Raw genomic sequence first — 9,130 nt, 5'->3', positions numbered from 1 at the left:
TCGGTGTGTCTACTTCTTCTCTTCCGGCTTCACGCCCACGACCTTCCGGGGGTCCTGGATGGCGTCGAGGATGCCGTACGCCTTCGCCTCCGTGGCGCCCATGAAGTAGTCGCGGTCCGTGTCCTTCTCCACGCGCTCGATCGTCTGGCCGGTGTGCTTGACGATGAGCTCGTTGAGCTTGGCCTTCATGCGAAGGATTTCACGGGCCTGGATTTCGATGTCCGTCGCCTGGCCACGCGCGCCGCCCAGCGGCTGGTGGATCATGATGCGGCTGGAGGGCAGCGAGTAGCGCTTGCCCTTCGCGCCGGCGAGCAGCAGCACGGCACCCATGGAGGCCGCCTGCCCCACGCAGATGGTGGAGACGGGCGCCTTGACGTACTGCATCGTGTCGTAGATGGCGAGGCCCGCCGTCACCGAACCACCGGGCGAGTTGATGTAGAGGTTGATGTCCTTGTCCGGGTCTTCGGACTCCAGGAACAGGAGCTGGGCGACGATGGCGTTGGCCACGTCATCGTCGATCTCCGTTCCCAGCATGACGATGCGGTCCTTCAGGAGCCGGCTGTAGATGTCGTACGAGCGCTCACCCCGGTGGGTCTGCTCGATGACGTAGGGGACGGGCATGAAGGGCATGTCGGATGGACCTCTAGAAGGAACTCAGAAGGCTTGAGGAAAAGACCTCAAGAATACTTCGCCCGGCCCTTGAGGAATTCAATCGTCTTTTCCTCGCGGAGTCGCAGAGACAACCCAAGGCGCTCGTCCGGGCCCTTGAAGTACTTCTTCACCTGGGCGACCGGCTGGTTGGCCTCGATGGCCAGGTCCTCGATGCGCTTCTCCACGTCCTCGTCGGACGCCTGGATGTTCTGCTGCTGGGCAATGGCCTCGAAGAGGAGCGTACCCTTCACCTCCAGGGTGGCCTTCTCCCGCATCTCGTCGCGCAGGCGGTTGAAGTCCAGGCCCAGCTGGCGCGGGTCGATGCCCTGGCGCTGCATCTGGCGGAAGGCGCCCTCCATCATGGAGTCGATGGCGCGCTCCACCATGGCGCGGGGCACGTCGAACGGGTTCTTCTCCAGCAGCGCCTTGATGAGCCCGTCGCGCTCGTCCACGGTGGACTGGTTCTTCCTGGCCTTCTCCAGGTCCGAGCGCACCTTGGCGCGCAGCTCATCCACCGTCTGCGCGACGCCCGTCTGCTTGGCGAAGTCGTCGTTGAGCTCCGGCACCACCGCCTTCTTCAGCTCCTTGGCGGTGATGTGGAAGATGGCCGTCTTCCCGCGGACCTCTTCGGCCTGGTAGTCCTGGGGGAAGGTGTACTCGACGTCCTTGGACTCGCCGACCTTCACGCCCGCCAGCTGCGGGATGTTGCCCTGGATGAGGTCGCCGTCCTGCACGCGCACGCCAATGCCGTCCGCCTTGCTGCCGGGGAACGCATTGCCGTCCACCTTCGCCTCGAAGTCGATGGTGACCTGGTCGTCCTGGGCCGCGGTGTCGCGGTCCGTGACGGGCTCGATGCGGCCCAGGTTCTGGCGCATGTTCTCAATCTGCTGGTTCACCGCGTCGTCAGCGACGGCGGTGTCCACCTTCGTGAGGGACAGGCCCTCGAAGTCCTTGGCCTCCACCTTCGGCTTCACCTCGACGCGGGCCTCGAAGCTGAAGGGGGCGTTGGGCTTGAGGCCGGAGTTGGTGACCTGGGGAGAGGCGACGGCCTCCACCTTGTGCTCGCGCACGGCGTCCAGGTAGGCCTTCTGCACGACGCGCTGGATGACGTCGTCCTCCACCTGCTCGCGGTACTTCTGCTCGAGGATGCGGCGGGGGACCTTGCCCTGACGGAAGCCGGGCATCTTCACCTGGCCGCTGAGCGCGGCGTACGCGCGGTTGAGCTCCTCAACGACGCGGGCGGAGTCGACCTCGATGGAGAGCTTCTTCTCGATGGGAGAGAGCTCTTCGACCTGGACCTTCATGCGGGCCTCGCTCGCCGCCTCCACGGGCTATACGTCCCGGGGCGGCAACCGGAAAGTGGGACGTGCGGCTTTAGGGGATAGGCACGAACGGGTCAACGCGAAATGGGCGAGGAGGGACTCGAACCCTCACACCTTGCGGTACCAGATCCTAAGTCTGGCGCGTCTACCAGTTTCGCCACCCGCCCGACGCGTCGCGCGACCGCCGTCCTACTCCGAAACGTCCGCGGACGACAGGGGCTTTCCCGAGCGGACCTCCCCGTCAGGGAGTGCCGGAAAAGACACAGGGCCCCTTCCGTTTCCAGAAGGGGCCCTGCGAGTGAGAGCGGAGGGAATCGAACCCACAACCTATGGATTAAGAGTCCATTGCTCTGCCAATTGAGCTACGCTCCCGGCTTTGCTTTCGGCCGCGTTGGCTTCGCGACGTCCGAGGTGGCGCGGTGAATACCGGTCGCCGCCCGCTCTGTCAAAACGTTTTTGCACCCCCCTCACATTCTCCGCGGTGGAACCGGATGCCCGGCGTGCGGCCGGCCGTCCCCGCGTCCGGGAAGCGATGCGAAGGGCCTGCCCGGCTCGCATGTTGATCCACGCCTCGGGTCGCGCTGCAGGCCTGTAGCAGGGGGACCGTCCAGGCCCCTGCTCCACGGGTCGTGCGCCGTGTGCCCGGGCAACCATGTGGGCGGGCGAGGGTCGTCCGCCTTTTCGAGCGGTGCTGGAGACACAGTGATGGATGCGAATGTGAAGGCGGAAGGAACGACGTCGCCGCAGGGCGCGGCCTGGAACCGGGAGCGGGTGGACCTGGTGAAGCGGACCATCTGCCCCCGGGGAATCAGCGAGGACGAGTTCGCCCTCTTCATCGAGCAGTGCAAGCGCAGCGGGTTGGATCCGCTCCTCAAGGAAGCGTTCTGCGTGGCGCGCCGGCAGAACGTGGGCAACCGGGAGCGGCCCAACTGGGTGACGAAGTACGAGTTCCAGCCCTCGGAGGCGGGGATGCTCGCCCGGGCGGAGCGCTTTCCGGACTTCAAGGGCATCCAGGCGAGCGCGGTGTTCGCCGAGGACGAAATCGTCGTGGACCAGGGCAAGGGCGAAGTGGTGCACCGCTTCAACCCGGCCAAGCGCAAGGGCGCCCTGGTGGGTGCCTGGTCGCGAGTGGTGCGCGAGGGGAAGCTGCCCGTCGTCGTGTGGCTCGACTTCTCCGGCTACGTCCAGCAGACGCCGCTGTGGGCCAAGATTCCCACGACGATGATCGAGAAGTGCGCGCGCGTGGCGGCGCTGCGCAAGGCGTACCCGGAGGCCTTCGGCGGACTGTACGTGCGCGAGGAGATGCCGGCCGAGGAGTACGACGCGCACGACGAACCCGCGCCCGCCTCCGGTTCCTATGAGGTGCTGGGCTCGAAGCCGGGCCCGGTGAAGGCGTCCTTCCCCACCCTGGCTCCGGCCCCCGCCCCCGCGGAAGCCGCCAAGGCGGTGGAGACGGCGCGGACGATGGAGAAGGAGGAGGCGCGGCTCGACGTGGACGTGCCGCTGGCGCCGGCCACGACGGTGGCGGCGGTGCCCGTGTCCCAGACGCCCGAGCGTTCGAAGGCGAGCGCGGTGGTGGTGGCGTTCGGCCCCCACAAGGGAAAGACGACGTCCGAGCTGTCCGACGACGAGCTGAGCGAGACCATCGACCTGGCTCACGAGAAGCTGATGGAGCAGCCCCGGGCCCGTTGGGCGAAGGCCATGCGCGAGAACCTCACCGCGCTGGAGGCGGAGACGGAGCTGCGCTGCCAGGCGCCGTCCTCCAAGGACCGCGCCGGGACGAACCCGGAGGCCTGAGGCCGCGTCATTCGCTGAGCTGAAGAACGCCCGCGTTCCCGAAGAGGGGACGCGGGCGTCTTGCTACACGTTGGCGGCCTCGATGCGGCTCACGGCGTCAGGTTGTAGAACATGCCACTCCCAGGCAGATTGTAGACGTAGACGGGAAAGGTGACTTCCGAGACCTGAGCGCCCACAAACCCTGTCGTGCGGTACGAGGCCGGCAGCTGGAAGCGGAAACCATGGGCTCCCGTGAGGCCGAACTCCTGGTTGATGTCCGTCCGGACTTGATCCGTCAGAACGGTGAGCGTCGTAGCGGCAGGGGGGAAGGTCGTGCGGGTGATGTTGATCGAGACCGTGACCGGGGCCTCCGGCGTCCTGCGGTCGAAGATCCACCCTGACACCCAGCCCGCGCTGTCGATGCTTTCCAGCGCACCCTTGTGCTTGAAGCAGAGGCGATCGCTGGTGAAGCCGGGCGTTGCGCAGAGGTCATTCAACACGAGCCGGATGGGGTAGGCGGAGCCGGTATAACTCGACAGCACCCGGTTCACCACGTTGCAGGTCCCCCCAGGGCCCGGCACGTAGTCATCCCCGCCCCGGCCGGCATAGAGGACGCCCGCGACGGTGTAGCCCGACAGATCGTACACCGCGCTTCCTGAGTTCCCACCGAATGCATCCAGGGACGCTGCGATCTTGGTGGACGTGGTGTCCGCGTGCAGGACCCCTGCCGCGTCGATCTTCAGCGGCATCCCCGAAGGCGAACCAATCATTCCCATGGGGTGACCCACGGGGAATGGATTGTTGCCGAAGGCAACCCGCGCCGGCTTGAACCGGGGCGTCGCGGCACGATTCAATCGGATGACCGCGTAGTCGTTGACCCAGGCAGCTCCCTTGACAATGACACTCGAGCACTGGAATGCATCCGCGCTCGTCATGGGGGGAATGTACCCGGTGAAGGTGTGGTAGTAGCCAAAGACCCAGCTCCCATCGCAGATGGAGCTCAGGCAATGCGCCGCGGTCAGCACGACGTCGTCGTCGATGAGCACGCCCGAGCAATCCGCCAACGTCGGGTCGCTCAGGAAGCGCTCACTGGGGCAGAGATTCTTCGCGGTCCCCAGCGGTGTGCTCGCGGCCAGCTGGGCCGCGGTAGGTGCCCCCCCTGTGTACATCCGGCTGGGCGTTGAATTCATCGCAAGGTCCAGCAGGTTGATATTCGCCGTCCCATAGACATCCACGCGATCATCCGTGAAGTCCGTGAGCGCCGATTCACTGGCTTTCGGATTGGCTGGCGCCAGGGTTGGGGCGCTTTCAGGTCCGCACGCAACCGTGCTGAAAGCAGACACCGCGACCACGAACCTCGCAACACATCGCCACGCGTCCCAACGCCTGGCGTTCGTCTTGTTTGTCATATGCCCCTTCTACGAAAGATGAGGCGCCTTTTAGACAAACCAGACGTCGATGACAGGAATTATTTCCCCGTGAACGATTCCAGTGCCGCACGGGGTGCGGTGGATGCGTTTGGACTGTGGGGAACCGAAGCGCGGAGCCGGGAGGCGGCGTCTGACGCGGCTTCAAGAGGGTTGAGACAGTGCGCCCAGAGGGACTTGAACCCCCAACCCTCGGCTTCGAAGGCCGATGCTCTATCCAGTTGAGCTATAGGCGCGGGGAAGCAAAGAAGGGCGAATGACCGGGATCGAACCGGCAACCTCCGGAGTCACAGTCCGGCGCTCTAACCAGTTGAGCTACATTCGCCGTCACTTCGCACGTCTCACGGCGTTGCTGCGGCGGTCTCCTACCGTGGAAACCGGGGCTGTTCAAGGCCCAAAACCACCGGCCAGCAGATTAGCGCCCCAGGCAGGGCTCGAACCTGCGACCCCCGACTTAGAAGGTCGGTGCTCTATCCAGCTGAGCTACTGGAGCTGGCCGGTCCTCACTGCTGAAACATCACGGCACTTCAAATCGGGGCGAGAGGATTCGAACCTCCGACCCCCTGCGCCCAAGGCAGGTGCGCTACCAGGCTGCGCTACGCCCCGAGAAGTGCTGCATTCTTCGCCTAACGCGGACGGACGCGCAAGCTTGCTCTTCCTGACGCCCGCCCGGCCGGTCAAAGCGCCAACAGATGGCGCCGCATCAACTGGAAGGCCCGGGCCCGGTGCGACACCCGCGACTTCTCCTCCGGCGCCAGCTCCGCCATGGAGCGCCCGCCCTCCCCCTCCACCTGGAACACGGGGTCGTAGCCGAAGCCGTTCGTGCCCTTCGGAGCCCGCAGGATGACGCCCTCGCAGCGGCCCACCTCCACCCGGGGCTCGTCCCCCTTCCCCGTCACCAGCGCCAGGGCGCAGCGGAAGGACGCGGTGCGCTTTTCATCCGGCACGTCCGCCAGGTCCGCGAGGAGCTTCTCGTACCGGGCCTTGTCGTCCCCCGGCGCGTACCGGGCGGAGAGCACGCCGGGCCGTCCGTCCAGCGCGTCCACGCACAGCCCGGAGTCGTCCGCCAGCGCGGGCAGCCCGGTGGCCTCCGAGTACTCGCGGGCCTTCTTCACCGCGTTCTCCTCGAAGGTGGCGCCGTCCTCCACGGGCTCGGGCACAGGGGGCAGGTCCTGGAGGGACACCACCTCCACCGCGTCGCCCACGAGCGCGCGCAGCTCGCGCAGCTTGCCGGCGTTGCCGGTGGCGAAGAGCAGCCGGGGCTTCATCCCAGCACCTTCGCCTGCGCGACGGCGAGCTGCTGGATGGCGGCCAGGCCCCCGTCCAGCATCGCGTCCATCGCCTTGCGGTCGAAGAGCTTGTGCTCGGCGGTGCCCTGCACCTCCACGATGCGGCCGTCGCTCGTGGCCACGAGGTTCAGGTCCACCTCCGCGGTGGAGTCCTCGTCGTAGTCCAGGTCCACGCGAACCTCGCCGTTCACCACGCCCACGGACACCGCGGCCAGCGGGGTGAGACCCTTCAACAGGCCCGGCTTGTTGAGCGAGCGCATGGCCAGCACCAGCGCCACGTACGCGCCGGTGATGGACGCGGTGCGCGTGCCACCGTCCGCCTGGATGACGTCACAGTCCAACGTGAAGGTGCGCACGCCCAGCGCCTGCAGGTCCACCGACGCGCGCAGGGCGCGTCCGATGAGCCGTTGGATCTCCATGGTGCGGCCGGACTGCTTGCCCTTGGCGGCCTCGCGGGCGCCACGGGTGTGCGTGGCACGCGGGAGCATTCCGTACTCGGCCGTCACCCAGCCGCTGCCCTTGCCCATCAGGTGCGGCGGGACGCGGTCCTCCACCGAGCAGGTGACGAGTACCTTGGTGTGGCCGAACTCCACCTGGACGGAGCCCTCCGCGTAGCGGTTGACGTTGGGCGTGAGGGTGACAGGCCGGAGGTCCAGCGCACCACGGTTGAACGAACGCACGGGGAAAGGCTCCTGACAGGGAGGGACAGGCGAAGCCCCCACGCTTTATCAGGGCGCGGTGGATCCAGCCACCGGTTGCGAGGGCGAGGAGTCCCGCCGCCGAGTCTCCCGGAGGAAGGCCTGCACCCCGTCCGCGATGGCCTCCGCCAGCGTCTCCTGGTACGCGGCCTTCCCCAGCCGCGCGCCCTCCTGCGGGTGGGAGATGAAGCCCACTTCAATCAGCACCGCCGGCGCCTCCACGCCCGTGAGGACGAAGAAGGGCGCCTGCTGCACGCCCCGGTCCGCCGCGCCGCTCTTCGACACCAGCCGCGGGTGGATGGCGTAGGCCAGCCGGGACGCATCCGAGTGCGCCTCCGTGCGCGCCAGGTCATCCAGGATGAAGGCCAGCGTGGAGTGTCCACGCGCCGCACGGGCCGTGGGGGCTTCCGCGTTCTCTCGGTCCGCCACCGCGCGCGCCGCCTCACCGGAGGCGTTGGCGGAGAGGAAGTAAGTCTCGATGCCCTCGGTGCGCTCGCGCAGCCGCTTCGTGGGCATGGAGTTGGCGTGGATGGAGAGGAAGAGGTCCGGCCGCTGGATGTTGGAGAACTCCACCCGCTCCGACAGCGCCATCAGCGTGTCGCGGTCACGCGTGAGGAACACCTCGCTGCCCGCGGCTTCCAGCTTGTCGCGCAGGCGCTGGGCAATCTGGAGCGCGACCTCCTTCTCCCAGATTTCGCCGGGCCCCTTCGCGCCCTCCTTCGCCCCGCCATGTCCCGGGTCGATGACGATGCGAGCGCCGCGCTCCCCAGCGCCGGCGAGGGCCGGCAGGAGGCACGCGAGCATGACGAGACCGAGAGGGAAGCGGCGCGGCGACATTCGCGCAGGGATGTTAGCGGAGGCCCGGCCCGGAGGCGAAATCCGCTCCCGGACGCGGTCGCCTCAGCCGATGACGTCGATGCCGGGGCGGCCCGCCTGCACTTCGCCGATGAGGGCCGCGTCCACGCCCGCCTTCTCCAGCGCCTGGATGGCCTTGAGCGCATGGCGCGCGGGCACACTGGCCAGGAGGCCGCCGTTGGTCTGCGCATCCGCGAGCAGCCACTGGATGTGCTCCGGCAGCCCTTCCGGAAACGTCACCTGCTTCTTCACGTGGGCGAGGTTCGTCTTCGTGCCGCCTGGAATCACACCGGCCTCCGCCAGCGCGGGCACCTCCGCGATGAGCGGGATGCGCTCCAGGTCCACCGCCGCGCGCGTCTTCGCGCCGTTCATCATCTCCAACAGGTGGCCCAGCAGGCCGAAGCCCGTCACGTCCGTGAGCGCGTTCACCTTGAACGCACCCGACGCGAACACCTCACCGGCCGCCTTGTTGAGCGTGGCCATCTGCGCCGTCACGCGCTTCGTCAGCGCCTTGGACGCGAGGCCCCGCTTGATGGCGGTGGTGGCGATGCCCGTGCCCACGGGCTTGGTGAGCAGCAGCACGTCCCCCGGCTTCGCGCCCGCGTTGGTGAGCACCTTCTTCGGGTGCACCACGCCGGTGACGGCCATGCCGAACTTGGGCTCCGGGTCGCGGATGCTGTGGCCGCCGAGGATGGGGATGCCCGCCTCGTCCGCCTTGGACTGGCCGCCCGCGAGAATCTTCTGCAGCGTCTTGAGCGGCAGCTCGTCCGGGAAGCACACCAGGTTGAGCGCGAACAGCGGCTTCGCGCCCATGGCCCAGATGTCCGACAGGGCGTTGGCCGCGGCGATGGCGCCGAACTGGAACGGGTCGTCCACGAGCGGCGGAAAGAAGTCCACCGTCTCCACCACGGCCATGCCCGGCGCCACCTGGTACACGGCGGCGTCGTCATTCGTGTTGAACCCCACCAGGGCCCGGGGATGAGACGTCTTCCCCTTCAGCCCGCCCAGGACCTTCGCCAGGTCCCCCGCCTTGAGCTTCGCCGCGCAGCCCGCGCAGTGGCTCATCTCGGTGAGGCGCTTTGCCTTCACCGGTTTCTCGCCCGCCATGGTGT

At 67.5% G+C, this 9,130-nt stretch carries 8 protein-coding genes and 6 tRNA genes; 1 reads left to right on the top strand and 13 read right to left on the bottom strand.

Translation table 11 applies throughout. The annotated features are described in order from the left end of the window. Positions 1 to 9: 9 nt before the first annotated feature. The 4 genes from clpP to D7Y11_RS18560 form a co-directional block, all read right to left on the bottom strand. Positions 10 to 630 (bottom strand): ATP-dependent Clp endopeptidase proteolytic subunit ClpP, encoded by a 621-nt coding sequence (clpP, locus tag D7Y11_RS18575; RefSeq protein WP_120557687.1) that lies wholly within the window; start codon positions 628 to 630, stop codon positions 10 to 12. 47 nt (positions 631 to 677) lie between these two features. Beyond that, on the bottom strand, positions 678 to 1,955 hold the full coding sequence (gene tig / locus D7Y11_RS18570; RefSeq protein WP_126934350.1) for a trigger factor: 1,278 nt from the start codon (positions 1,953 to 1,955) through the stop codon (positions 678 to 680). Positions 1,956 to 2,058: 103 nt separating this feature from the next. Beyond that, positions 2,059 to 2,140: transfer RNA gene (locus tag D7Y11_RS18565), tRNA-Leu, on the bottom strand. A gap of 132 nt (positions 2,141 to 2,272) precedes the next feature. After that, positions 2,273 to 2,345, bottom strand: a tRNA-Lys gene (locus tag D7Y11_RS18560). Between the two features lie 333 nt (positions 2,346 to 2,678). Here D7Y11_RS18560 and bet point away from each other — a divergent pair. Continuing rightward, the gene (gene bet / locus D7Y11_RS18555; RefSeq protein WP_121754522.1) at positions 2,679 to 3,770 is read left to right on the top strand and encodes a phage recombination protein Bet; all 1,092 of its coding nucleotides are present in this window, start codon (positions 2,679 to 2,681) and stop codon (positions 3,768 to 3,770) included. 89 nt (positions 3,771 to 3,859) lie between these two features. Here bet and D7Y11_RS18550 read toward each other — a convergent pair whose 3' ends face one another. The 9 genes from D7Y11_RS18550 to selD all read right to left on the bottom strand — a co-directional run bounded on the left by D7Y11_RS18550 (position 3,860) and on the right by selD (position 9,125). After that, positions 3,860 to 5,158: a serine protease gene (locus D7Y11_RS18550; RefSeq protein WP_120581227.1), complete on the bottom strand. Its 1,299-nt coding sequence runs from the start codon at positions 5,156 to 5,158 to the stop codon at positions 3,860 to 3,862. 180 nt (positions 5,159 to 5,338) lie between these two features. After that, positions 5,339 to 5,412: transfer RNA gene (locus tag D7Y11_RS18545), tRNA-Arg, on the bottom strand. A 15-nt stretch (positions 5,413 to 5,427) separates the two neighbouring features. Then, positions 5,428 to 5,501: transfer RNA gene (locus D7Y11_RS18540), tRNA-His, on the bottom strand. A 94-nt stretch (positions 5,502 to 5,595) separates the two neighbouring features. Beyond that, positions 5,596 to 5,669 (bottom strand) — tRNA-Arg (locus tag D7Y11_RS18535). A 39-nt stretch (positions 5,670 to 5,708) separates the two neighbouring features. Continuing rightward, positions 5,709 to 5,782: transfer RNA gene (locus D7Y11_RS18530), tRNA-Pro, on the bottom strand. 71 nt (positions 5,783 to 5,853) lie between these two features. Further along, positions 5,854 to 6,444 carry an RdgB/HAM1 family non-canonical purine NTP pyrophosphatase gene (rdgB, locus tag D7Y11_RS18525; protein WP_126934349.1) on the bottom strand — a complete coding sequence of 197 codons (591 nt, stop codon included), beginning with the start codon at positions 6,442 to 6,444 and terminating at the stop codon, positions 5,854 to 5,856. Next, on the bottom strand, positions 6,441 to 7,145 hold the full coding sequence (gene rph / locus D7Y11_RS18520) for a ribonuclease PH (RefSeq protein ID WP_126934348.1): 705 nt from the start codon (positions 7,143 to 7,145) through the stop codon (positions 6,441 to 6,443). Before rph ends, rdgB begins: the two co-directional genes overlap by 4 nt. A gap of 48 nt (positions 7,146 to 7,193) precedes the next feature. Beyond that, positions 7,194 to 7,967, bottom strand: coding sequence for an N-acetylmuramoyl-L-alanine amidase (locus D7Y11_RS18515; protein WP_233597497.1), 774 nt, complete (start codon positions 7,965 to 7,967; stop codon positions 7,194 to 7,196). A 96-nt stretch (positions 7,968 to 8,063) separates the two neighbouring features. After that, positions 8,064 to 9,125, bottom strand: coding sequence for a selenide, water dikinase SelD (selD, locus tag D7Y11_RS18510; protein WP_120581231.1), 1,062 nt, complete (start codon positions 9,123 to 9,125; stop codon positions 8,064 to 8,066). Positions 9,126 to 9,130: the final 5 nt, after the last annotated feature.

Source organism: Corallococcus sp. AB018 (assembly GCF_003986945.1).
GTDB classification, from domain to species: Bacteria; Myxococcota; Myxococcia; order Myxococcales; family Myxococcaceae; genus Corallococcus; species Corallococcus exiguus.
Note: the sequence above shows the minus strand (reverse complement) of the source record. Positions and strands in the feature narration are given on the sequence as shown.

Excerpts from the sequence above, each read along its gene's own strand:
- clpP (WP_120557687.1), bottom strand. The coding sequence starts at position 630 with ATGCCCTTCATGCCCGTCCCCTACGTCATCGAGCAGACCCACCGGGGT.
- tig (WP_126934350.1), bottom strand. The coding sequence starts at position 1,955 with ATGAAGGTCCAGGTCGAAGAGCTCTCTCCCATCGAGAAGAAGCTCTCC.
- bet (WP_121754522.1), top strand. The coding sequence starts at position 2,679 with ATGGATGCGAATGTGAAGGCGGAAGGAACGACGTCGCCGCAGGGCGCG.
- D7Y11_RS18550 (WP_120581227.1), bottom strand. The coding sequence starts at position 5,158 with ATGACAAACAAGACGAACGCCAGGCGTTGGGACGCGTGGCGATGTGTT.
- rdgB (WP_126934349.1), bottom strand. The coding sequence starts at position 6,444 with ATGAAGCCCCGGCTGCTCTTCGCCACCGGCAACGCCGGCAAGCTGCGC.
- D7Y11_RS18515 (WP_233597497.1), bottom strand. The coding sequence starts at position 7,967 with ATGCTCGCGTGCCTCCTGCCGGCCCTCGCCGGCGCTGGGGAGCGCGGC.
- selD (WP_120581231.1), bottom strand. The coding sequence starts at position 9,125 with ATGGCGGGCGAGAAACCGGTGAAGGCAAAGCGCCTCACCGAGATGAGC.